Here is a 23,574-nt window from a genome sequence, read left to right on the forward strand (position 1 = left end):
CCACCGCAGGCACTTTTTTTTTTTTTTGTTATGTTTGTTTGCTGAAAAAAGACAAGAAACGATTGCTGAAACGATTTGCTACATCTTCATACTCACTGAAGGAACGTGCGCATTTCAACAGAATCACGGCTGTGCTGTTGTGATTCAGGGGTTTTTCTGTCCAAAGACCTTGGGCCAGGTGACATGGTTGTAGATGATGAGATTGATCGCCGTTACTAACGCGACCAATACGGTAAAGAGGGCGACCATCCAATTCCGTGTGGTGTACTTCATATCGTGATCGGCCTTTTGCATATCCTTTTGGGCCTTGTCCATGTCCACATGGGCCTTTTGGATGTCCACATCGGTCTTTTGGATATCCCGTTGGCCTTTGGCAGTGTCTACTGCGGCCTTGTTGGTCTCCTCCACCGTCTTCTTGAGCGTCAGAATTTTGCTCTGAAGCTCGACGAGTTTGGTTACCTCATCTACTTCGCAGTTGCCCAAGTGCTGAAGCATCAGCTCGGTGATCTGCTCGACGGAGTTGCACTGACCAATTCCTCTGAAAAACGCTTCGTAGTCAGAGAGCTTTTTTCCAGAGGTTGGCTTGGCTGCAGTTGAAGCGTTCGCACCACTGGCACCAGGTTTCGGAGCGAGGCTGTTCCCAATTGAAATGAACGCTTGGGAAAGCTTGCTCATGATCTCGGGCAGTTGCTTGTCCTGTTCCGAGATTTGAGCACGAACGTCTCCAAGCAGCTTGGTCAGCTGCTGGAGCCCATCGCCAGACTCCTTGGACAACTTTTGCACCTGTGCCGAGAGATGTTGGGTCGATTTAACGACCTCGTCCAACTTTTGTTGAACATCTTCGGCTTTGGCAGTGTCTTGGACAAGGCGTTGGAGAGTCTCGACGATTCTCGCAACGTCAGCAGAAATGTTGGTTCCTTCAGGATTGGTAGATTGGTGATTCATGTTGATGGTGGCTGCGTGAAAAGCTGAGATGATGTGATAGATTGGGTTGCGGTGTTTTGACTGGAACGGATTGACGCGTCTGCAGATGTGAAAGCTAGTGTTTGGACACTTGTATTATAAATGATAAAATGCATATAGTAAATTGATTTATAATATTCGGAGGAAAAAATTTTTTCTCTTATCCGCTGGTTGAGGATGGGGTGCATTGAAGAAATGACAACAGGTTGTCAATAACGATCGAATTATTCCCTATTGAAAAAATATTATAATGAATATTAATTGGTAAGAAACTCTAGATGAAAGAAAGGAGGAGCCTTGTGAGGAATAAGGCACCACAGGAAACAGCGTTCTCCTCCTTGAAGGGGTTTGATACGTCCCAAAAAGGTGCAGGCCATCTTATCAAAGAAACGAGTAAAAAATCGGCTCCTTTCTCCGGATTGGACGTGATAGGAAAGGTGGGGGAAGGATTGGCGGCGATCCCACTGAAACCCGTGTTGATTGGTGCAGTGGCTATCGCAGTTGTGGCTGGTGGAGGGTATTTTGCCATGCAGTGGAAGAGTGCCAGTCAACAAGCAGCAAGGGCGCCTGAATCGCAAACACCACCTAAGCCGGTCATCGCCCAAAACCGACAGTTTCACCCGAAGCTCTGGGTGTACAGAATGGGGATCGAGACGGGAGCGCAGGGGAAGTTGACGGCAGTAAGTGAACCGGAAAAAACAAAAGACATGAAAGATACAACCCCAGTGGAGGGAGGCGAGAAATCCGCAGCTGAACAGACCGACTCGATGGTCGCGAACAAGGCAAAAACGACAGCGGAGGCGCCAAGCCGCGACCAAGCAGAAAGAAGAACGCAACCGGCAGGGACAAGCAGTGCGACGGTGGCAAAAGCTTCAACGGTGCAAAAGCCTGCCACTAATGCTTCCAAGCGGCTCATCGGGGTAAACGTGTTGAAAAACAGCGGGTTTGAAAATGGTCTTACGAACTGGCTCAGTTGGAATCCTGCGGGCCAAGGGCCGATTCACGCCATTGCCACGGATTATCCCTATAAGGGCAAGGGCGATTTGGTACATTGGTCTGACCGTGCTTACCAACATAAAACATATCAAATAATCACTAATTTGCCGGATGGAACGTATGTTGCACGTGTGTGGGTGCGCTCTGGCGGCGGGCAAAGAAAATTGACCTTGGAGGTGACCCGTCACAATCATGGTGAAGGGTCCGTGGTAACCGACATTGGAAGAAATGCCTTGCCCGACAAGTGGAAACAGATGACCTCCCCCAAAATCAAGGTGCGGGGTGGTACGGTACATGTCGGGGTATATTCCGACGCTCAAGCCGGTAATTGGGCCGACTTTGACAACTTGGAGTTTGTACGTGTGGAGTGATTTCACTACAAGCGAAGGTGGCCCGTCATGTGGATGGGAATGAAACGCTTAATTAATCTTTGAGAAAGATTCATTAGGCGTTTTTTATTTATTGGCAAGGAGGTGCTGGACAAGGCAGGAAAAAGAAGATGCCGGAGTCGGCGCCGACACATGCAAAGCCTGTTATTTGCTATCAAAGAATAAGGAGTGGCGCAAGTGGCCTACATCAAAGCGGAGGCAGTTTTGCCAGAAAAGCTGTTTCAGAAATTCAAAAGTATGTTCAGGGAGAAATGATTTATATCCCTAAACCGAAACATGCCCATGAAAAATGGGGTGTTCGCTCAAGGGAGAGAAAGTGGATTGACGATAGAAACTCTGCGATGCATTTGCAAACGGGAGGACAGTAGAATAGTTGGCTGAGGAGCACCATCTCGCCGTTAAAACAGTCGAAAAAATTGTTTATGCAAAATAGTTGCCACTGCACTGGTTCGATGAGCCAGTGCGGTTTGCTGTGCGGAGTTTGTTTAAAAGTTGTTTTCGCCATATGAGATCATTCCCAAATCATTTAACCTGAAAGTGGGATGGTGCTAACCATGCAAAGCACCAAATGAGAAGGGATGGGGATGAAAATGGTTAAAACAGGCATTTTATCCGTGCTTGGTTCTCTTTATTATGAGGTGCGCGGAACAGGACCTGTATTGTTGATGATCCATGGCGGGGGAGGGGGCTGATAAGCTTTATGCTGTCACCCCCGCAATAATCTCTATTGAATAAGTAGTAACAAACAGTTTTTTCTGATTACTAAACATGGTATATGTTATATAATCATAGACGATATAAAGAGATTACAAACTTGGAGGAAGAAACATGACAGATATTAAACAATTAACTCTAGATTTACTAAAAATGGAAGCTAAAGAATTTTGTAATTATCAACAGAATAATAATATTCCTAAACTATATGGAGTTAATGATGGGAAGGCTATAGGTACGCATATTGAGCAAGGGTTTAAAAAATATTTAAAAGAAAAGTATGTGTTTGAAGATGGTAATTCTGCTAAAGGAATTGACCTGCCAGGTTTAGAAATAAATACAGACATTAAGGTTACATCAATTAAACAACCACAATCCTCAAGTCCATTTAAATCAGCTAGAGAAAAGATTTATGGTTTAGGATATAACCTGTTGCTATTTGTCTATGAGAAGACAGATGATCATGAGACTAAAACTGCCAACTTTAAATTTGTAAGTTGTGCATTTATTAGTAAAGAGCGAACAGCAGATTATCAAACAACAAAATCAATTTCAGACATACTAAAGAATAATGGCACAAAAGAGGATCTAATAGCCTTTTTTGAAGACAGAAACTTGCCAGGGGATGAAATTGTATATAATATGTTAGCTGATGAAATTCTAAAGTCTCCACCTTTACAAGGTTACTTGACTATTTCTAATGCTTTACAATGGAGACTACAGTATCAAAGAATTGTAAATATGGATCCAAATAGTGTGGAAGGAATTGATAAGATTGTATGAAAAAGACCAAAGTTTTTTAGAGGAAATTTTAGAGCAAGAAAATGACTTGTTTAAGTTAAATAAACAAATGCTTAGAGCGACAAAGATTAAAGATTTTTTTAGAAGTAAAGAAGAGCTAAATGTATGGAGAGACTGGTTAAATAAAGGTCAGCTAAATGTTGGGCCAAGGGAGTTTGGTGACTTTCAAACTCCTCCTAATCTAGCTGAAAGAGTCTGTAAAGTTATTTTGTCCCATAATATTAACCCAACTGTAGTAATTGAGCCTACATATGGAAAGGGGAATTTTATAAATACTTCTTTAAAGTACTTTAGAGACTTAAAAAAAGTATATGGTGTTGAAATCCAAAGGCATTATGAATACTTTTTCAAAATGTCTAGAACTATGCTTGCAGACAATCTGGAAAATGAATTGAATAATGACTGTGTCATTGAGGTATACCATGATGACTTTTTCAAGCATGAGTTTCCTGAAGAGCTTTTAACAGAGAATGATGAATTGCTAGTAATAGGAAATCCACCTTGGATAACTGTTGCAGAGTTAAGCAGATTAAGCTCCTCTAATATTCCGGAAAAATCCAATTTAAAGGGTTTTAGTGGAATTGAGGCTATGACAGGCAAAAGCAACTTTGATATATCTGAGTATATTCTTATGAAATTGCTTGACCTTTTAAGTAAGGTTAAAAAAGGCACATTAGCAATACTTTGTAAAAATTCCATTACTAAAAATATTGTTCATTTAACATCTAGAAGAAATTGGAATATAACAACAATGAAACTTTTCAATTTTGATGCTAAGAAAGAATTTGGAGTTGCTACAGATGCATCATTATTTTTTGTTAGAGTTGGAGAAAGTGGAAAAGAAAGAATTCAGACTTGCGAGGTATACAACCTTGATGATCCTGATAGTAGGATCAGAGTCTTTGGATGGGTTAATGACAGGTTTGTTTCAGATGTAGAGAGCTATAAAGAGAGTTACAAAATTGACAATAAGTGTCCTCTTGTTTGGAGATCAGGTGTTAAACATGACTGCTCAAAGATAATGGAACTGAAAGTTCAAGATAACAATGAGCTTCAAAATGGGTTAAAAGAAGTAGTTGATCTAGAAGATACTTTAGTTTACAGCTTGGTAAAGAGCTCTGATCTGAAAAAAGAAACAGTCAATCAAAGCAGAAAGAAAGTAATTATTACTCAAAGTAAAGTTGGACAAGATACTTCTTATATTAAAGAAGCATCTCCAAAGCTTTGGAAATACCTAAATGAGCATAGAGAACATCTTGATAAGAGAAAGTCAAGTATATATAAAAATAATCCTGACTTCTCTATTTTTGGCATAGGTGGTTATTCATTTGCTCCTTATAAAGTAGCTATTTCTGGTATGTACAAAAAATCTAAGTTCTCATTGGTATCACCAATTAATGGTAAGCCTGTGATGCTGGATGACACTTGCTACTTTCTAAGTTTTAATAGGTACTTAGATGCAGTATTTACCATGTTAATTTTAAACAGTGACTTGGTCCAAAAATTTCTAAGTTCAATTACATTCCTTGATACAAAAAGACCTTACAACAAGGATAACCTGATGAGAATAGACCTCTTAAAAGCAGCTAAGAATATTTCTTTTGATGAAATCTTAGAAGCTATAAAGGACTATGGCCTTTGTGTGCCTGCTGTATCAGAAGATGACTATAATGACTTTATTGAAAGGCTTGAAAAACAACCTTTGTCTTTTTTTAAAGATGAATTAGAGGTAGCAAACTCACAGCTAGCATTACAAATATAAAAAATAACAATGGTAGAGGGAGAGGATAAAAACCTCTTTTTTTACCCTTTTTTTCTGGACTGATGAATAATTTTTCCATTTTTGTCTTCTATTCTCTATCTATCCAGTAATCTCTCACATAGTCCTGATCGGGAATTTCAGATGAAGGCGACAAGATCATGGACTGTGGATAGTTTCTGCGTGTGGGAGCCAATCTCTGGCAGGGGGGAGATTGGCTCTTCAGCTTGAGATGGGGATCATCGACTCGTTTCAATGATTGGAGAAAAAAGGGTTGTGTTTTAGCAATCAAACCATCGATTTGGTTAGAGAAAACAAAGGGGAATGAACCACCCTTTTCCAGGTTATGTGAGGAGAACTTGTTAGTATCCGGAAAATCAGGTTGACAAATGATAATGATTACCACTATCATCTTAATTGTTGAATGCTTCATCTAACTTGAACCAGAAAGTTATTTTTTTTGGCTAGTTATTGATAATGATTCTCTTTCGCAAAAAATGTTGTAAGGAAGTATGCCCAAGAATGAAAAAAAGATATTTGATCGCAGCGTTGATTGTGTTGTCGTTCTGCTCCGTATTCATCGGCGTCAAAGATGTAAATCCGTTGGTTCTGTTCCGCTTAGACGAAGAGGCAACGCAAATATTGCTGATCAGCCGGTTGCCGCGTTTGGCCAGTATCATCATTGCTGGGGTGAGCATGAGCATCGCCGGTTTGATCATGCAACAATTAAGCAGAAACAAATTTGTGTCGCCGACGACTGCTGGAACGATGGATGCCGCAAGGATGGGGATTTTGGTGTCTATGATGCTGTTCGCCTCAGACAGCCCTTTGCAAAAAATGTTGGTGGCCTTTGGATTCGCCTTGGTTGGAACATGGGTGTTCATGAAAATACTGGAGAGAATCAAATTTAAAGACACCATCTTCATTCCGCTTGTAGGCTTGATGTTTGGGAATATCGTCAGTTCCGTTACCACGTTTTTCGCGTATAAGTATGATTTGATCCAGAACATCTCTTCATGGCTACAAGGAGATTTTTCGTTGGTCATCAAGGGGCAGTACGAGCTGATCTATGTGAGTGTCCCGCTGTTGGTGATCGCCTATGCCTTTGCGAACAAATTTACTGTGGCCGGCATGGGGGAGGAATTTTCCATCAATCTGGGGTTGAACTACAAACAGATCGTAAACATCGGCTTGATCATCGTCGCCCTCGTTACTAGTGTGGTTGTGCTTACTGCGGGCATGATTCCTTTTTTAGGGCTGATCATCCCCAATATCGTCAGCATCTACCAAGGAGACCATCTGAAAAAAAACCTTTCCCACACCGCTTTGCTGGGTGCCGTGTTTGTGCTGTTTTGCGATATTCTGGGCCGGGTCATCATTTACCCGTATGAAATTTCCATCGGTCTGACCGTCGGGGTGATTGGTAGCGCAATTTTCCTTTATTTACTGATGAGGAGCAAGAAATATGCATCATAAAGCGAAGATCGGGGTTCTGGCCATTGTTTCAGCTATGTTGATCGCCATGTTCTTATTTCTCAATGCTGGTGGCAATTGGGATTATATTCTACCGAGAAGAATATATAAGGTCTTGGCCATCATGTTGACGGGGGCCTCTATCGCATTTGCAACGGTGGTGTTTCAAACCATTACCAACAACCGGATCTTGACCCCAAGCGTATTGGGATTGGATTCGCTTTACATGTTGATTCAAACCGTCATTATTTTTACGTTTGGCTCCGCCAACCTGACCATTGCCAATAAGCAAATCAATTTTCTTTTATCTGTGGGTCTCATGATTTTGTTTATGGGGGTGTTCTACAAAATCCTTTTCAAAAGAGAAGGGCAAACGATCTACTTTTTGCTTTTGGTCGGGTTGATATTTGGCACATTGTTCAACAGCCTGTCATCATTTATGCAGGTGTTGATCGACCCAAACGAGTTCTTGATCGTACAAGACAAAATGTTTGCCAGCTTCAACAACATCCATACCGATCTGCTCATCATCACTTTTGTCGCCTTGGTGCTCATTTCTATCTATGCTTCAAGGTACCTCAAATATTTGGATGTGTTGTCACTGGGCAAAGAACAGGCGGTTAACCTTGGGGTGGATTATGATTTCATCGTGAAAAGATTGTTGGTGTTGGTTGCTGTGCTGGTTTCCATCTCAACGGCGCTGGTAGGGCCAATCACCTTTCTGGGATTGCTGGTGGCCAATCTCGCCCATGAGTTTTTGAGAACGTATCGCCATACATATCTGATTGCTGGCTCGATGTTGATCAGTGTGATTGCTTTGGTTGGAGGACAACTGATTGTAGAAAGAGTGTTTACGTTTTCGACGACGTTGAGCGTGATCATCAATTTTATCGGGGGCAGTTACTTTTTCTATCTTCTATTAAAGGAGAACAGAGCATGGTAGAAGTGCGGGGAATTAGCAAACGATATGGTAACAAATATGTGGTCGATCAGGTAACGTTAAACATTGCCAAAGGGAAAATCACTTCATTCATCGGCCCCAATGGCGCGGGCAAAAGCACCGTCTTGTCCATGATGAGTCGCCTGATCAGCAAAGACGCCGGGGAGATCCTGATTGACGGGAAAGAAATCGGCGAATGGAAAAGCAATGAACTGGCCAAAAAAGTGTCTATTCTCAAGCAATCCAACCATATCAATATCCGGTTGACGATCAAGGAACTCGTTTCGTTCGGGCGTTTCCCTTATTCGCAAGGGAATTTGACAGAAGAAGACTGGAAGCATGTAGATGACGCGATCAAGTATATGGAGTTGGAAGACATCCAAGACAAGTACTTGGATCAGCTCAGCGGAGGGCAGAGGCAACGGGCGTACATCGCCATGATCATCGCCCAGAATACGGAGTATATCTTGTTGGATGAGCCGCTCAACAACCTGGATATGCGGCATTCAGTGCAAATTATGAAAGTGTTGAGGAAGTTGGCAGACGAGCTGGGCAAAACCGTGATCATCGTGATACACGATATCAATTTTGCGTCCTGCTACTCCGACTATATTGTGGCCTTGAAGGATGGCAAGGTGATCAGAGAAGGTCCTGTTGATGAGATCATTGATCCCGCCGTCTTGAAAGGGATTTATGATCTGGACATTCAAGTGGAGACCATCAATCAGGACAAAATCTGTATTTATTTTTCATAAGAGGTGATAGTGATGAAAAAATTATGCGCAATTTTTCTCGCATTGGCGTTAGCCTTGATGGCAACGGCATGCAATGCAAACAGCACCAGCGGCAAAGGGAATTCATCCGCAACGGCGCAAGAGACATTGACCATCAAGCATCAATTGGGAGTAACAAAAGTGAAGAAAAACCCACAAAAAGTGGTCGTATTTGATTTTGGGGTGCTGGATTCGCTGGATAAGCTGGGGATCGAAGTAGCCGGTGCCCCGAAAAACAATTTGCCATCTTACCTGGCAAAATTCAAAGACGCCAAAGTTGAAAATGTGGGTGGCTTGAAGGAACCCGATTTTGAAAAAATCAACGCAATTGCTCCTGATCTGATTGTGATTTCCGCAAGACAAGCGGAGTCGTACAAGGAGTTCTCCGAGATTGCGCCAACGATTTATCTGGGAGTGGACTCCACTCGCTACATGGATTCATTCAAAGAGAATATGGATACCCTTGGCAAGATTTTTGGCAAAGAAGCTGTTGTGAAGCAAGAACTTGATAACATTGATCGCGCGATTGAGAATCTGAATAAAAAGGCTAGCGTCAGCGACAAGAAGGCCTTGATCGTGTTGGCCAATGAAGGCAAAGTGAGTGCATATGGTCCAGGTTCCCGCTTTGGGCTCATCCATGATGTGTTCGGAGTGAAACCGGTGGACAGCAACATTAAGGCCTCAACACATGGACAAAGCATTTCTTTTGAATATATCGTGGACAAAAATCCGGACTATCTATTCGTCATTGACCGGAGTGCGGTCGTAGGTGGACAATCCGGTGCGAAACAAGTGATTGAAAATGAATTGGTGAAAAAGACGACTGCGTTTAAAGAAGGTCACATCGTCTACCTAGATCCGAACTATTGGTATCTCTCCGGCGGGGGGCTCGCCTCTGTCGCTGAGATGGTACGGGAAATAGAGCAAGGTCTGAAGTGATGACCCATATCCTTACTATCCTCCTTGGCGACAAGGAGGATTTTTTATGCTGTTCGTAGCAAAGGGTGGTCTCTGGTTAAGGTTTGGGTGGAGACAAGTGGATTTTTAAAAGAAGGTAGGCGTGATATCGGTTCAGAGGGGTTGGGAAAAATGATTGGGCTAAGGTGTCATAAAAAATTGCTTGGTGGTTTCTATAAAATGAAGGCGGTAGAAAGGAGGTTCCAACTATGGGAAAGCCATCTCCTTCAGAAACGGACCAAACCCTGGAAGATCATAACGAATTTGAAGAATTGTTTCGGACTTATTATCCTTTTGTGGTGCGGCAAGTGATGCGAATCCTGCCGTCGACATCGATCGCTGAGGATATCGCCCAAGAGGTGTTTGTCCAATTTTATCATACCGACCGTACCGTGATTGAGAATATCCCTGCTTGGTTGGCCAAAGCAACGATCCATGCCACGTATAATCATTTGCGCTCAGAAAAAAGGCACCTGGCTCGGGTGAAAAAGGAATCGCTTTATTTGCTCGATTCGTTTCCTTCAACAGAAAGCGAATGGTTGAGTCGGGAAGATGTGGTGATGGTTCGCCGCGCGCTGCTTCAGATGGATGATCGGGAGCGAACCCTTTTGCTGATGAAGTACGCCGGCTTTAGTTATGAAGAGTTAGCACAGGTGATGCAAATAAAAAAAGGGTATGTAGGAACCCTTTTGTCTCGGGCGAAGAGCAGATTTCGCAAGTTGTTTCAACAAGTGAGGGGGGATGGGGAATGAAATGCTTGGATGAAGGGCGATTGCAAGCTTATCTGGATGGAGAGATCTCACGCAAAGAGCGGAAAGAGATCGCCGTCCATCTGGAGCATTGTCGGCAGTGTCAAGCATTGCTGAAAGAAATGAAAACGTTGGATGATTGGGTGCGGCTTCGCTTGGAGGGAAGCTTTGTGCTTCCATCCCAACCGCTGATCCAAACTGATCAGGCTTGGGGACGGTTCAACCGCCATCTGCAAGAATCAGGGGCGAAGAAGCCGTCGCCGTACACAACACGAACACACAAAAAAATGAAATGGGGATGGAAAAACATGAAACAAGGGACAAAACGGTGGATTTCCGGTATTGCCGCAGCAGGTATCATCGTGGGAAGCTTCAGCATTCCACAAGTGCAAGCGGCTGCCAGTGAATTCTTATCCATTTTCCGCGTGAAGCAGGTGGAGTTCGTCAAGGTGACGGAAGACGATTTGAGCGAAATGGCTAGCTGGCTTGATGAACGGAAGACTGGCACGCTGGATTTGAAAGGGCTAGGAAAAGTGTGGACGGATACGGATGCCAAACAAGGGCAAAACCAAACTTATCAAACGGCGGAGCAAGCGATGAAAGTGGGCCATGCCGTACCAAGCCTGCCTAAAGGCTATACAGTGATTGAAGTGAGCGTGCAACAGCCTGTCACGGTGAATTTAAAACTGAACACCGATGCAGTGAATAAGATGTTGCGCCAATTAAAAACAGGTGTCAGCCTCGACGCGAAGCTGAATGGAAAAGTATTTTCGCTGGACGTGCCCAAGCAAGTGCAGATGCAGCTCAAAGATGAGCGTGGTGTGTATTTCGAATTTACGGAGATCGACCCGGTGAATCTGAGAGCGGACAAAGGCGTCGATCTTGCGGAATTGCGTCAAGCGTTGCTTTCGCTTCCCTTCCTTCCTGAAAACATCAAAAAACAGTTGATCGATATTAATGATTTTGATAGTACGCTACCTGTTCCCGTCTTTGATAGAGGAGGGAAAATCAAAGAAGTGAAAATCAATGGTGCCAATGGTATGGTACAATCGGATCAAATGGGAAGCTCCGTGTTCTGGGAAAAAGACGGAAAGCTCCGTGTCTTAACCAATTATCAAACTAATGGCGATTCCCAACAATTGGTGCGACTTGCGCAACAAATGAACTAGGGTATGTCTGGGTCATCACGTTGGTGAATAACGCCTTTTCCCGATGAGTGCTTTGTTACGTGTGTAATGAATGGGAAAAGAATATGGAAGCCCAGTAGATATACACGAATTTATGAACGCAGGCTGGCAGAGTGACTCCGAATATGGGGTGGCTCTGCTTGCTGTTTCAGGAGGAAGAATGCTCATGAGCGATTATGTAATTAAAACCCAGGATTTGACCAAGTTATATGCTGGCGACAAAGGTTGCCGCGAGATCACTCTTCAGGTGCCGCGTGGCGTGGTGTATGGGTTTCTGGGGCCGAACGGAGCGGGGAAAAGTACATTTGTGCGCACCTTGTTGGGATTGATCCGGCCGACCAGCGGGACAGCTTCGATAATGGGACATCCCATTTCATCTGTCGCATCCCGGCAGCAAGTCGGATATTTACCGGAGTTGTTTCGTTATCCGGATTGGATGACCGGAATGCAACTGCTGAAATTCCATGCCGACTTGTGCAAGGTGCCGCGCACCGAACAAAAAGCGAGAATCCATCACTTGTTGGAACGGGTAGGTCTTCATCAACGTGGAGAGGAGAAGATTCGTGGTTATTCCAAAGGCATGCAACAGCGGATCGGTTTGGCATGTGCCCTGGTTTCCGACCCGGCGCTTGTGTTTCTGGATGAACCAACCTCGGCGCTCGATCCCATCGGCCGCAAAGAGGTGCGCGAGTTGATCAGCGATCTCAGGGCAGAGGGGAAAACGGTCTTTTTAAATAGCCACTTGTTGAGCGAAGTGGAGAATGTGTGTGACCATGTTGCCATCATCAACAAAGGGCGGTTGGTTGTCCAAGGAGATTGGCGGGAGCTTCGTACCGTGCAGGCGCAGGTGGAAGTAACGATCTCCGATGTAGAGGACGAGTGGTGGGCCTCTTTGTCTGACCTGGTTACCGGGTGGAAACGGTTAAGCCGCTGGGATGGCAAAAGTGCGTGGCTGTTAACCCTGTCTGAGCCCTCCCAGATCCCGGCTCTTGTCTCGACCTTAACTTCCCGGCAAATAGATGTGTATCAAGTCACCCCGAAACAACAAAACCTCGAAGAGATTTTCATGTATTGGATTAACAAGAAAGAAGGCGCGGAACATGTGGACAATCGCTAAAATAACGGTAAAGGAAATCTTGTATAAATGCATTTTTATTGTGATCTTTTTGATGTCTTTAGCCTTTCTTTGTTTTTATGGCATTGGAACGCATTATGCGGGGAAAGAAATGGCGTCTTCAGGAATGGGAAACATCCAGAATGTGTTGGCAAACAATTTTTTCGCGACGCAATTTTTGGGCATGGGGTTGTATTTTGCCGCGTTTATCACATCCTTGCTTGCGATTTTCAGTAGTGTAGGCAGCTTATCCAGGGAAATAGAGAGCCGCCAGATTGAATCGGTCTTGTGCCGTGCTCTTCCTCGCCATGCATTTGTGTTGGGGAAACTGATCGGATTGGGTGGCATTCTTCTGCTGTTCGCCGCGTTTTTATTTGCCGGCGTCCTGCTCATCAATCAATGGTTTGGAGGACAATTGCGCGTCGTTTTGGACTTTGGCCAACTCATGCAGGCATCCGGATTGTTTCTTCTGCAAGTTCTGTTCTTAACGGCCGTTTCGCTGGCGTTTAGTGCGCGGATATCGACGCTGAACAGTGGCATCATCATGATCATGTTGTATATCATCAGCATGATCGGCGGGTTTATTGAGCAATTTGGTGCTGTGCTGAAAAAACAGGTGTTGATTGACACCGGCATTGTGATTAGCTTGATCTTTCCCTTGGACTCTGTGTTCCGCAAAATGATGGTCTGCCTGTTTGACTCTGCGGATAATCCGATTTCCTTTGTTTCCCAAGGACTGTTGGGCAGCATGTCTGTGCCCAATGCTTTGATGATCATTTACGCTTGCTTATATGGCCTCATCGCTTTAGGTTTGGCGATTCGCACGTTCGCGGCCAGGGACATCTGAAACCCAAGGGCTGTTGCGCTGATGCCATCCAGCGTTGATATCGTAATGTACAGAGGAACATTTGCATCGTAATCAAAAAGTACTGCGCCACCTGCGCAGACTGCATCAGCCGACGGGTTTAGCTGATAAGCGGGCCTGTCGGCTGTTGTAGCAAGGAGAATAAGTTGGGGTAAAATTTTATATAGTACCTTGCATTGATTAATAGCTGATGATACAATCTAGTCATAGATCAGTACCTGTTATTAATTAATACCTCGGGGAAGTTGGGTGATCATGTGAATGTGCAATTTAAAAAGGGAGTCCTCACGTTGTGCGTGATGGTGCTTACTTCCAGTAAAGACCGGTATGGATATGAATTGGTAGACCGGATCTCCGAGAAATTCATGATTGCGGAAGGAACCATTTATCCGCTCCTGAGACGGTTGACCAAAGAAGGGTACTTCACTACTTATTTGGTCGAGTCTCAAGAAGGTCCTCCACGCAAATATTATCAGCTGACGGAGGCCGGCAATAACTATTTGAAGGAATTGGTTGAGGAGTGGAAGATGTTTTCCCGTGCTGTCGACCAAATCATAGAGGAGGGGCTCCAACTTGAAAAAGAATGAGTTCATCAACCAGCTCCGCGCCCAACTAAAGGATCTTCCAGCGGCTGAACGGGAAGAGATTATCTCTGATTATGAAGAGCACTTCCGCCATGCTAAGGAAAAAGGCCGAACGGATGAAGAAGTGATCAAAAGGCTCGGCAATCCCAAAACGATTGCGAAGGAGTTTACCGCCGACTACCATCTGGGAGAAGCGAAGGCCAATCATTCATTGCCCAGCCTGACGCGTGCAGTGTTCGCTTCGCTTGGATTGGGGCTGTTTAATCTCATTTTGGTGCTTACGCCTTTTGTTGCCGTTGTCGGTTTCATTTTTTCGTTGTATGTCTTGTCGGGGGCTTTTGTATTGACGCCGTTGGTGGCGGTTGCCGCTTTCGCCTGGGAAAGCTCGGTAGCCAAAGCAATGTTTAACCTGTTTGTGACACTGATTCTGGCAGGCGCGGGGATGATGCTATATGCTGCCATGAATCGCGTTTCCAAAGCATTGATTCGATGGTTTACCCGTTATCTGCAAGCCAACCTGAAAATAATCAAAGGGGAAAAATGAGTATGAATAAAATCGTTCGTATCGGAGCGATCACCATGGCTGTTGGCATCATCGGAGTAGTTAGCATGGTGTTCTTCCTGGGATATAACTTTTTTTTGGATGATGTTAAACACGTGAATTTGCATAAAACAGTTAATGCGAAAGAGGCTACGCAGATCGAGATCAACTCCAATGTTGGGGACATCAACCTGCATCTCAACAAGCAGGATGAAGTGTTGGCAGAAATGACGGGCAAGGTGCCGAAAAGGAATGAAGTGAAGTTTGAGGTATCTGAAAGCAATCATAAAATCACGGTTACCATGGAGCAAAGAGAGAAACGCTTATTTGATTTCTCATTTGGAAAAATAAGTGAGCCGCCTGTGCTCAATGTCTACATTCCCGAAAAAATGTATGAGTCCCTGTATGTAAAGACTCGCCTTGGCGATATCCATGGGAATCATGCATTGTTGGCCAAAACAATGACCGTAAATACCGCATCAGGCGATATTTCGCTTTCTGGCTTCCATGGCGACCAATTGAACGTCCGCTCCAATCTCGGCGACATCGAGTTAGGCCAGATCGACGCGACAGTCGATGTGACAGCGGACAGTGGCGATATCACAGTTCGCCCGCTTCTCAACGCCAAAAAGGATAACCGCATTCAAAGCAAACTCGGTGATGTGACTGTGCAACTCCAATCGCTTCCAAAATCGCTGTATGTCGATTTGGCAACCAACTTGGGCAGTATTGATACCGACTTTCCTGTGACTGCCGTGACGAGCGGCAAAAAAGAATTGGTTGAAGTCCATGCAGGATTGAAGGGTTATATCGGGGAGCAATCTGACAATAGCGCACAGTTGCATGTGAAAACAGATTCGGGCAATGTCATTTTGCAAAAATGACCCTTGATGCTCACACCGCCATGAATAGAAAGACCCTTTCATCAAGCAAGAGCATTGCCAACCATGGTTTAACCCGCTTTGTTGACAAGCGGGTTGTTTTTTTGCGCATCTGAGATGACCACTTAAAATGAATCAAGAATAAGCACATAAGAGATCACACAGGATAAAACGCCCCACCCGAAGCGTGGAGCAACGGACAGGGCGTTGGTTGTATGGGTGTGATTGATCGAACCTGGTCTAATTAGCAGTCGTGACACATGCCTGAATGTTTTTAAAACATAAGAAGCTTACGCTTGGGGTGGCTCCCCTTTGTAACGTTTCACCATACTCTTTCACCTCCTTTCACTCCGTTTCTATGTCATCCATGATGATCCACGGAGGAACATCTGGTTGGATGCCGATATCTGACAGGCGTTGGCAAGTTTCTTCAAATGGTAGATAAATGAGCTTTTTATTCGTGTTAAAATAACCTTCTCTTAACAGCCAAAAGACATCGTTTACCATTACAACGCGGAATTCAGTGCGGTTTATTGGGATACGATAATTTCGCAAGCATTCGCAAAACAAAATATAAGACCACTGCAAACCGCGTGCCGTATAAAATGTGAATGTTTTTCCCTGGGGATTGTGACCATCTTTTCTCCAAAAGGTATATTCATATGAAACAATGCGGTTCATGCTACTCAGCCCTTTGGGATGCTTCTGTTGCTGTTGGTAACCATGCATTCCACTGTGATTTAATCTGATTAATCAATTGGGTGTATAAAAGGGTGTGATGATGATTGGTGATTTCATTGTCATGTTGAATTTGTTGTTCAAGTGATTTCACAAGTGCTCTTTTTGTTTCGTTTGTGAGTTCCAAGGTGATCTGCCTGGTGATCAAATCCGTCATACCCCCTCAAAATGTGCCTCTTGTTCTTGTCCTCATCTTCGCATATTCAGAAGAGTCAATCAAAAACCTTGAAGGGATAAATGATTATTTCGATTGCGTTTTATTATCATGAATAAATGGTGAGTAAGCTCATTTTATTGGAGATAGACCAACCTTTTGTTGCAGGATTTTCATATAACACCGTTAAATTCCAACTATGATGCACAAAATTTTTTTTGGAAAAAGATTTGATGAGGGAGAGACGAAATGGGGAAAAATCGCATTTTTGTTTCGACGGAGCTGGGGGAGTTTTTTCGTAGCGCAAGAAAAGAGAGAGGATTAAGCCAGCTCGAACTTTCGGCCGAAATTGGTGTGCACCAAGGGATTATCTCTAATATTGAGCGTGGAGCTTATCAAGCAGAACCAAGTCGGTTAGAAAAGCTATGTCGATTTTACGGCCTGCAAGTGAGCGATTTAGAAAACTATCGTGTGCGTAAGTATAGAGATCAACTTGATTCGGGTCTGAGATTGATTGCGATTGAACACGTTCTACTCGTGGATAGAGAAAGCGGGTACACCCAACTGCGTGAGTTTGAAGAGGAAAAGAAAATTGAAAATGGAAGCAAGGACACAACTTTTGATCCGACTCGTGCCGTCACTTACCATCTTAAAGGGAAATATTATGAACGGAAAAAGGAATGGAATGACGCACTTGAACATTATGAGCTCGCAGTAAAATATGTGGATCTTCATCCTGAACTATTGCCGACCAACATCAAGGCTGCCAGTTATAATGCGCTGGGGCGTGTATGTAACAGAATGAACCACTTGGATCGGGCTCTTTATTATATCCAAAAAGGATTGGACTCGTTTGTCGAAGGTGGTGCTCGATCCCATATTCGCGCTCATTTACAAATTACCAAAGCTATTGTATTAGAAAAACAAAATCGAGATGGGGAAGCATTAAAGATAATTGAAGAACTGTGGAGCGAAAAAGACCAATTAAAAAGTGGATCAGCTCGATTGAATATCACTCAGATCCGAATTGAATTGCTTAACAAGCTAAAGAGGTATGATGAAGCGATAGAATATGCACTCGCGGATTTGCATGATGCTCGATTAAATGGTTTATATGACCGTTGCTTTGAACTTTGGACTTCATTAGGAGAAAGTTATGCCAGTATTGGTCAAATATCTAATGCAGAGCTATGTTATAGAACTGCACTTAAATTGGAACCACAAATTAGTGAAAATTACCTCACAATCACCACCTACACCCAATTAGGTTTGCTATACTTAGATCAAGAACAGATCGAACTCGCTCAGTCTACTCTAGAAGAGGCAGTTAAAAGGGGCAAAGAACATAAAGATAGTTATCGTTTAGCAAAAGCACTAATTGCCTTAGCAGATTGTTGGATAATGCAAAATGAAGACGAGAAGGCATTAGAAAATTACCAAGAAGCACTAGAATTATCTGAAAAACATTCTTTTGATGTACTGAAGTTTGATATTTTATTAGAAATAACGGAAATAGCTAAAAGAAATAATCTTTCTATTTATCAAAAATATATAGACGAATTCCGACAATCTGCGCTATCATTACGTAATAGAAGGGGAGGTAAAACGAAAATGAAAGCTAAAATTAATCTAAGTGATCCGCCGATTGAAGATTAAAAATTTCTAAATAAAAGGGAGTTCGGATAATTGCCGAATTCCCTTTTTATATTGATATTGCAAGGGTTAAAGTAGATGACATAAAATGTGAAAAACATAAATTCGCAAACAAATTATACGACCTTTCCTTGTTTATTAATTAGGAATAGACCGATAATAATAAACGCCATTCCTAAGCAAGCCACTAACGACAGTTGATTTTTAAAAATTATGTAATCCATTAGTGCAGTGACAGGTGGGACGCCATACAACAAACTAGTGACGTTTGTCAGATTCCCTTTTTGGATCATAAAGTACAATATCATTGAAGCTCCTACCGAAATAACAAAAGCCATCCAAAACAAACTGAGGAGGAAAGTGGAATTCCATTGAACGTGCCATCCTCCAAAAAACGGGAGAAGCATGAGGATTATCAAGAGGCCTCCGGAATATTGAATGGCCATGTTGATTGGCTGACTGATCTGGATTTTCTTTTGCATAAAAGTACCGATCGTTATACAGACCAAACATAATATTGCACTGATTAAGCTGTATAGTGTAAAGTTTGGTTTTGTGATATTATCGGCAACGACTAGGATTAGTCCACTTAACCCTAAGAAAAGCCCAAACCATTGATAGTATCTAGTTTTGGTTTCTCCAAAAAAAGCCGTAATAATCGGTTGTGCACCTAAGATGATGGCTAAGATTCCAGGCGACATGTGTTGATCTAGTGCGGTGAAATAAAAAATTTGGTATCCAGCTTGCAATAGAAGACCCGTAACTACAATGTACCCCCACTCTTTCACTGTTTTCGGATAAGTGGTACGGATTGTCAGACAAATCCCCCAGAGTAATATTGTTGACAATAGAAAACGAAGAAATACGAACGTAAAAGGATTGGCATACTCTAAACCCAGTTTGACAAAGATTGCTCCACTGCTCCATGTTAAGATAAAACTTACGGGAACAATCCATTTCCAATTGCTTAACTCTTGTGAGGGCTTAGGCTGCAATTGAATATTCTTTTTCACTTTCATTCACCTCATTAAAAATGGGCTCTGTCCTAAGACAAAGTCCATTTTAATTTATGTAGTTAGTTCTTTCCAGTTGTTAATAGAAAATTGCTCGCCCAGCTATTACCTTTAATGTAATACGAAATATAATATCAATTATGTTTGCTTAATAATGAAATTAGTGAACAAAGACTTTAAATGGATTTTGTGTCGTTTCAACATTCTAAGTGACCGGGGCATGGGCAACACAGGGGGAGACTGTATATCAAGAGGCGGGCATCGGCCTGTCCATCGTCTCGCTGATGGTGCGAGTAGAAGGAGCGGAGCCCGCATGTCTTTTATTGCCCGTCGTTGGCTTTGGCGCGCCTTTTTAACACCACGTATCCCACTGCGACGGCAATCAGGGTGAGTGTGACTTGCACCGCATTTTGTTCGATGTGGATGAGACCGTGACTAAACCACACTTCCAAAGCCATTGACGGAATCTTGCCGATCGCGGTGGACAAGAAAAACACCGACAAGGAAACAGTGGTCAACGCACCAACGAGGTTGACGGCCCCGGCAGGAATGAACGGAGTGAGACGGGCCAGGATGAGCGCGAGCCATTGTCTTAGGGGAGATAGATTGTTTAAGGTCTGCATCCATCGCCAATGCGTATGCCGCTCCACCTTTGCTAGTTGAATACCTTTGCGGTAAAGGAGAAAAGCGGCGACCGAGCCGATCACTTCCCCCAGCCAAGATAATAATCCGCCAAGCCAAGGCCCCCAAATCAACACATTGACGGTGGTGAGAAACACTGAAGGGATAAAACCGAGGACTTGAATGATGCCATTGAGTAACAAGCTGGCGAGAATCGCCCAATATCCGAGCTCGGAGAACAGGTGCGCCAATGAGTTTTCCATTAAAACCCTCCAATCCAAGACTTCCATCTTACATGCCTTTTGATTTGTTATAACATAAAACCGTTCCCGACATCGCCTTTCGTCGGCCATTGCCTAAAAACGTCCTTTACATACTATGGTGGGGTATAGTACCATGGGTGAAAAGGAGCTGATAAGTCACTCGATGCGATCTGTTTTATATGCGGCAGAGTGAGTGTTGAGCGTTGGGCTCCTATTGAAAATAATGAAGAAAAGAGGCGGATTCCGCATGCGCATGATCAAAGAAACCTTGCGGGTGGAAGGCATGTCTTGTAATCATTGTGCCAATGCTGTCACCGGGGCGCTTAAGGATTTGACAGAGGAAGCGACGGTTGATTTAAAAGCCGGCATGGTTACTGTGGCATACGATGAGAGTCGGGCCAATATCGAACAAATCAAAGCGGCAATTGAAGAGCAAGGGTATGATGTGATTTAATCGCTTGATATCTGTAAAGTGAAATTGTCAGGCCGTGGGTATTCACAAATCGTAATGCCCACGGCCTGCTCGTTTTGTATCGTCTTGTAGCGCGGGTTCACCATTTGTTCAACTATTGTTTATTTAATGTTAAGGAAATTCGGGTAATAAAGGATACGGAAAGGGGTGCTTTCATGAACAACAAGAGAAAAAGATTTGCTCTTGCCATGGCGGCCTGTTTGTCTGTAACAACGATCTTGTCAAGTAACATCAGCTTTGCCGCAACGACTGCTTCGACAGAAGATCCTGCATGGACAACCTGGTTGCAAAAGCGTTCTCATGCTGTGGAAAAGCTGGCTCCTAGCCAAGGGGACACCTTTCGCGATTTACGCTTTTTGAAAAAGGTTCTGAAAGGCAAACGAGTCGTCATGTTGGGGGAAAGCTCACATGGTGCTGCTGAGTTTAACTCCTCTAAAGCGAGATTGATCCAGTATTTGCATGAAGAGCTGGATTATGATGTCATCGCTTTTGAATCGGGTCTGGTTGAAACGGCCGCCGCCGATTTGCACGCAGGACAAGCGACTCCGCTAAATACAATGCAGAACGCCATTTATGGCATATGGCACACAAAAGAAACACTCCCGCTATTTGAATATTTGAAAAAGGAGAAAAGCGGCAAAGATCCGCTCACGCTTGCTGGATTTGACATGCAACCACAAGGCAATTATCAAGAATTTTTGAAGAAATGGTTTGAGTCTGTCAATCCAGCCATGGCGGAAAAAGCGTATCAAACGGAAACTCGTTTTCTGCAAACCTATGCCACGGAAACCGATGTGGAGCGGTTCCGCGCTGAAAAAGGGTCATTGATCAATAATTATAAGGAGTTGCTGAAGTTTGTTCGGGACAACAAGCGAGCCTTGTCCAGCCGTTACCCGAAACATCCCAAGTTGATCACAATTACTGAATATGCTCTGCAAGACCGCATTCACACCATCGATCACATTTTGGAGAAATATATCCTGTTTGCCAAGTATATGCAAGAGGAGAAATACGAAGAAGCTCAAAAAGCGTTGGACGAAGCCTCCGTGTTGCGGGATCAAGCAATGGCGAAGCACCTCACTTGGTTGGCCGAAAAGCTGTATCCTGACAAAAAGATCATTGTATGGGCGCATAATATCCATATTCGAAAAGCCAACACCAAGACCGTTAACCCATACAGAGCTTCCGTACCCACTATGGGGCAACTGTTGCCACACCACCTGAAAAACAAATCGTATGTGGTGGGTCTGTACATGAATCGTGGGGTATCCGCACTTAACAACAGGGAGCCTGCGCCGGTGCGCTATCCTCATCCGGAAGGCAATCTGGAGTCCATTCTGGAGAAAGCCGGACACACCAATTTGTTTGTGGATTTGTTGCGTCAAGGCAACACACCAGGTACCAAATGGATGTACACGGAACGTCAAGCCTTAGACTGGGGGCTGTGGGATGAGAAGTTGGTGCCACGCGAACAGTATGATGGAATTTTATTTATCGATGAGACGCACATGCCTGCATATATAGACAATCAAAACAAATCTCTTAAGTCCGCGCCCTCCGTTCGTTCTGCATCCGGGATGGAGCCTTGGGTTTACGGATCGATTTGGGGACACAGATAAATACATGCTTAACCAGCGGCCCAATCCCAAAGCAAGGGATTGGGCCGCTGGTTGTCGTTGGAATAGCATAAACCAGTCAACAAAAAAAGGTGGATCAAGCTAAATACTCAATAATTTTATCCATATATTTCATTATAAAATACCAAAAGTACAAAGGAGATGTTTGTTTTTTAGCTTAATTTATTATTATAACAGTTAATTCATTTAGAATTTATAGAATATATCTTGACAATAATAGTTATCTGATGAATAATATTTTTGGAAGTTGAGTTTAACATTTTAGAAAGGTGTGAATATATTGACCAAAAAGAAGCGCATAGGGCTTTCGATTGTTTCTCTGTCCCTTTCGGCTGTTCTCGCTATGCCGTTTGCAGTGGGGACACCAACCGCAAGTGCGACATCGGGCAAGCTTTCACCACATACGCCTGTGTCCAGTGACGGCACCGTTTTTGAAGCGGCGAAGACCTTTAGCGGTGTTGTGACCGAGGCCAATGGCTCCTATGTGAAAGGGTATGAAGGAACAGGCAAAAAGTCCCCGGTAAAGATCAAAGGTGGCAAAGTGGCTCCCGTCCGTTCCGCTGAGGGGAACGAAGGCGACGTGAGCACCGAATCCGTGATCGGCACGGATGAACGCACCCGGGTGACCAATACGACTACATATCCCTACCGCGCTATCGCTCATATTGAAAGCGATATCGGTGGTTGTACCGGTTGGATGATTGACGCTGACACTGTGGCGACGGCGGGTCACTGCATTTATGATCCGGGTTCCGGCAAATGGGCTTCTTGGGCAAAAGTATACCCTGGGCGCAATGGAAGTACCGCTCCGTATGGCTATGCCAATGCGGTCAATTTCTTCTCCGTCACGGGCTGGACGCAAAATGGCGACACCAACTATGATTATGGTGCGATCAAATTGGATAAGCCCATCGGCGACAGCACGGGATGGTTTGGTTTGCGCGTGGTATCCGGTTCGTTGAATGGGATGGCGCAAAACATCAGCGGTTATCCCGGTGACAAAACCTACGGCACCCAGTGGGAGGATGCCGACCAAGTACGTGAAACGTACACATATAAAGTGCACTATGCTAATGACACCTACGGTGGACAAAGCGGCTCGCCGGTTTACAACTCCAGCAGTTGCGGCACTTGCAGCATCGCGATCCACACCAATGGTGTATACGGCGGCAACCCATACAATCGAGGAACTCGTATTACTCAAGAGGTATTTAATAATCTGAACACTTGGAAAAACAGATAATCCCATATAAATATGATTACCCTTCCCTGAGTGGTGCTGTTCAGGGAAGGGTTGTTTTAGCCGTGTGGTATGGAGATTGTATTTGAAGCAGGGA

23 protein-coding genes and 2 pseudogenes are annotated in these 23,574 nt (G+C 43.9%); 20 read left to right on the top strand and 5 right to left on the bottom strand.

What is annotated here, in order from left to right; all coding sequences use genetic code 11:
* Positions 1-144: 144 nt before the first annotated feature.
* Entirely contained in the window at positions 145-945 is an 801-nt protein-coding gene (locus tag EDC32_RS01255) for a hypothetical protein (RefSeq protein WP_158283173.1), read from the bottom strand.
* 317 nt (positions 946-1,262) lie between these two features.
* On the opposite strand from EDC32_RS01255, the gene EDC32_RS01260 reads away from it, so the two are divergent.
* The 16 genes and pseudogenes from EDC32_RS01260 to EDC32_RS01335 all read left to right on the top strand — a co-directional run bounded on the left by EDC32_RS01260 (position 1,263) and on the right by EDC32_RS01335 (position 15,689).
* Positions 1,263-2,330: a carbohydrate binding domain-containing protein gene (locus EDC32_RS01260; RefSeq protein ID WP_132219705.1), complete on the top strand. Its 1,068-nt coding sequence runs from the start codon at positions 1,263-1,265 to the stop codon at positions 2,328-2,330.
* Between the two features lie 195 nt (positions 2,331-2,525).
* Positions 2,526-2,721: pseudogene (locus EDC32_RS16530) on the top strand (CD3324 family protein).
* Positions 2,722-2,932: 211 nt separating this feature from the next.
* Positions 2,933-3,034, top strand: a pseudogene (locus tag EDC32_RS16805) (alpha/beta hydrolase); the annotation flags it as partial.
* Between the two features lie 142 nt (positions 3,035-3,176).
* On the top strand, positions 3,177-3,845 hold the full coding sequence (locus tag EDC32_RS01275; RefSeq protein ID WP_211341880.1) for a type II restriction-modification system restriction endonuclease: 669 nt from the start codon (positions 3,177-3,179) through the stop codon (positions 3,843-3,845).
* Positions 3,838-5,625 carry a class I SAM-dependent methyltransferase gene (locus EDC32_RS01280; RefSeq protein ID WP_132219706.1) on the top strand — a complete coding sequence of 596 codons (1,788 nt, stop codon included), beginning with the start codon at positions 3,838-3,840 and terminating at the stop codon, positions 5,623-5,625. The genes EDC32_RS01275 and EDC32_RS01280 overlap by 8 nt, the downstream gene beginning before the upstream one ends.
* 519 nt (positions 5,626-6,144) lie before the next feature.
* Positions 6,145-7,098 (top strand): ABC transporter permease, encoded by a 954-nt coding sequence (locus EDC32_RS01285; RefSeq protein WP_132219707.1) that lies wholly within the window; start codon positions 6,145-6,147, stop codon positions 7,096-7,098.
* The gene (locus tag EDC32_RS01290) at positions 7,088-8,038 is read left to right on the top strand and encodes an iron chelate uptake ABC transporter family permease subunit (protein ID WP_132219708.1); all 951 of its coding nucleotides are present in this window, start codon (positions 7,088-7,090) and stop codon (positions 8,036-8,038) included. Before EDC32_RS01285 ends, EDC32_RS01290 begins: the two co-directional genes overlap by 11 nt.
* On the top strand, positions 8,032-8,790 hold the full coding sequence (locus EDC32_RS01295; RefSeq protein ID WP_132219709.1) for an iron ABC transporter ATP-binding protein: 759 nt from the start codon (positions 8,032-8,034) through the stop codon (positions 8,788-8,790). Before EDC32_RS01290 ends, EDC32_RS01295 begins: the two co-directional genes overlap by 7 nt.
* Before the next feature lie 12 nt (positions 8,791-8,802).
* The gene (locus EDC32_RS01300) at positions 8,803-9,747 is read left to right on the top strand and encodes a siderophore ABC transporter substrate-binding protein (protein WP_158283174.1); all 945 of its coding nucleotides are present in this window, start codon (positions 8,803-8,805) and stop codon (positions 9,745-9,747) included.
* A 227-nt stretch (positions 9,748-9,974) separates the two neighbouring features.
* Positions 9,975-10,517 carry an RNA polymerase sigma factor SigX gene (locus EDC32_RS01305; protein ID WP_132219710.1) on the top strand — a complete coding sequence of 181 codons (543 nt, stop codon included), beginning with the start codon at positions 9,975-9,977 and terminating at the stop codon, positions 10,515-10,517.
* Positions 10,514-11,683: an anti-sigma factor family protein gene (locus EDC32_RS01310; RefSeq protein WP_132219711.1), complete on the top strand. Its 1,170-nt coding sequence runs from the start codon at positions 10,514-10,516 to the stop codon at positions 11,681-11,683. Before EDC32_RS01305 ends, EDC32_RS01310 begins: the two co-directional genes overlap by 4 nt.
* A 184-nt stretch (positions 11,684-11,867) precedes the next feature.
* Positions 11,868-12,818, top strand: a complete 951-nt coding sequence (locus tag EDC32_RS01315) for an ABC transporter ATP-binding protein (protein ID WP_132219712.1) — start codon at positions 11,868-11,870, stop codon at positions 12,816-12,818.
* The gene (locus EDC32_RS01320) at positions 12,802-13,662 is read left to right on the top strand and encodes an ABC transporter permease subunit (protein ID WP_132219713.1); all 861 of its coding nucleotides are present in this window, start codon (positions 12,802-12,804) and stop codon (positions 13,660-13,662) included. The genes EDC32_RS01315 and EDC32_RS01320 overlap by 17 nt, the downstream gene beginning before the upstream one ends.
* Positions 13,663-13,937: 275 nt before the next feature.
* Positions 13,938-14,267 (top strand): PadR family transcriptional regulator, encoded by a 330-nt coding sequence (locus EDC32_RS01325; RefSeq protein WP_132219714.1) that lies wholly within the window; start codon positions 13,938-13,940, stop codon positions 14,265-14,267.
* A complete protein-coding gene (locus EDC32_RS01330) occupies positions 14,254-14,808 on the top strand; it encodes a DUF1700 domain-containing protein (protein ID WP_132219715.1) in 555 nt (184 codons plus the stop codon). Before EDC32_RS01325 ends, EDC32_RS01330 begins: the two co-directional genes overlap by 14 nt.
* A gap of 2 nt (positions 14,809-14,810) precedes the next feature.
* The gene (locus EDC32_RS01335; RefSeq protein ID WP_158283175.1) at positions 14,811-15,689 is read left to right on the top strand and encodes a DUF4097 family beta strand repeat-containing protein; all 879 of its coding nucleotides are present in this window, start codon (positions 14,811-14,813) and stop codon (positions 15,687-15,689) included.
* 342 nt (positions 15,690-16,031) lie between these two features.
* Here the strand turns inward: EDC32_RS01335 and EDC32_RS01340 are convergent, their stop codons facing one another.
* Positions 16,032-16,367: a hypothetical protein gene (locus tag EDC32_RS01340; protein WP_132219717.1), complete on the bottom strand. Its 336-nt coding sequence runs from the start codon at positions 16,365-16,367 to the stop codon at positions 16,032-16,034.
* A gap of 1 nt (position 16,368) precedes the next feature.
* Positions 16,369-16,581 carry a hypothetical protein gene (locus EDC32_RS01345; protein ID WP_132219718.1) on the bottom strand — a complete coding sequence of 71 codons (213 nt, stop codon included), beginning with the start codon at positions 16,579-16,581 and terminating at the stop codon, positions 16,369-16,371.
* 246 nt (positions 16,582-16,827) lie between these two features.
* On the opposite strand from EDC32_RS01345, the gene EDC32_RS01350 reads away from it, so the two are divergent.
* Positions 16,828-18,234, top strand: a complete 1,407-nt coding sequence (locus tag EDC32_RS01350; protein ID WP_054096157.1) for a helix-turn-helix domain-containing protein — start codon at positions 16,828-16,830, stop codon at positions 18,232-18,234.
* A 113-nt stretch (positions 18,235-18,347) separates the two neighbouring features.
* Here EDC32_RS01350 and EDC32_RS01355 read toward each other — a convergent pair whose 3' ends face one another.
* Together EDC32_RS01355 and EDC32_RS01360 are read right to left on the bottom strand one after the other, a co-directional pair.
* Positions 18,348-19,244 (bottom strand): DMT family transporter, encoded by an 897-nt coding sequence (locus EDC32_RS01355; RefSeq protein WP_022737947.1) that lies wholly within the window; start codon positions 19,242-19,244, stop codon positions 18,348-18,350.
* Between the two features lie 320 nt (positions 19,245-19,564).
* On the bottom strand, positions 19,565-20,128 hold the full coding sequence (locus EDC32_RS01360; RefSeq protein WP_158283176.1) for a TVP38/TMEM64 family protein: 564 nt from the start codon (positions 20,126-20,128) through the stop codon (positions 19,565-19,567).
* Between the two features lie 253 nt (positions 20,129-20,381).
* On the opposite strand from EDC32_RS01360, the gene EDC32_RS01365 reads away from it, so the two are divergent.
* The 3 genes from EDC32_RS01365 to EDC32_RS01375 all read left to right on the top strand — a co-directional run bounded on the left by EDC32_RS01365 (position 20,382) and on the right by EDC32_RS01375 (position 23,480).
* Positions 20,382-20,582, top strand: a complete 201-nt coding sequence (locus EDC32_RS01365) for a cation transporter (RefSeq protein WP_132220873.1) — start codon at positions 20,382-20,384, stop codon at positions 20,580-20,582.
* A gap of 173 nt (positions 20,583-20,755) precedes the next feature.
* A complete protein-coding gene (locus tag EDC32_RS01370; protein WP_132219721.1) occupies positions 20,756-22,219 on the top strand; it encodes an erythromycin esterase family protein in 1,464 nt (487 codons plus the stop codon).
* 298 nt (positions 22,220-22,517) lie between these two features.
* A complete protein-coding gene (locus EDC32_RS01375; protein WP_246026815.1) occupies positions 22,518-23,480 on the top strand; it encodes a trypsin-like serine peptidase in 963 nt (320 codons plus the stop codon).
* The last annotated feature ends 94 nt before the right edge of the window (positions 23,481-23,574 follow it).

The organism is Laceyella sacchari, assembly GCF_004343255.1.
Lineage (GTDB): Bacteria > Bacillota > Bacilli > Thermoactinomycetales > Thermoactinomycetaceae > Laceyella > Laceyella sacchari.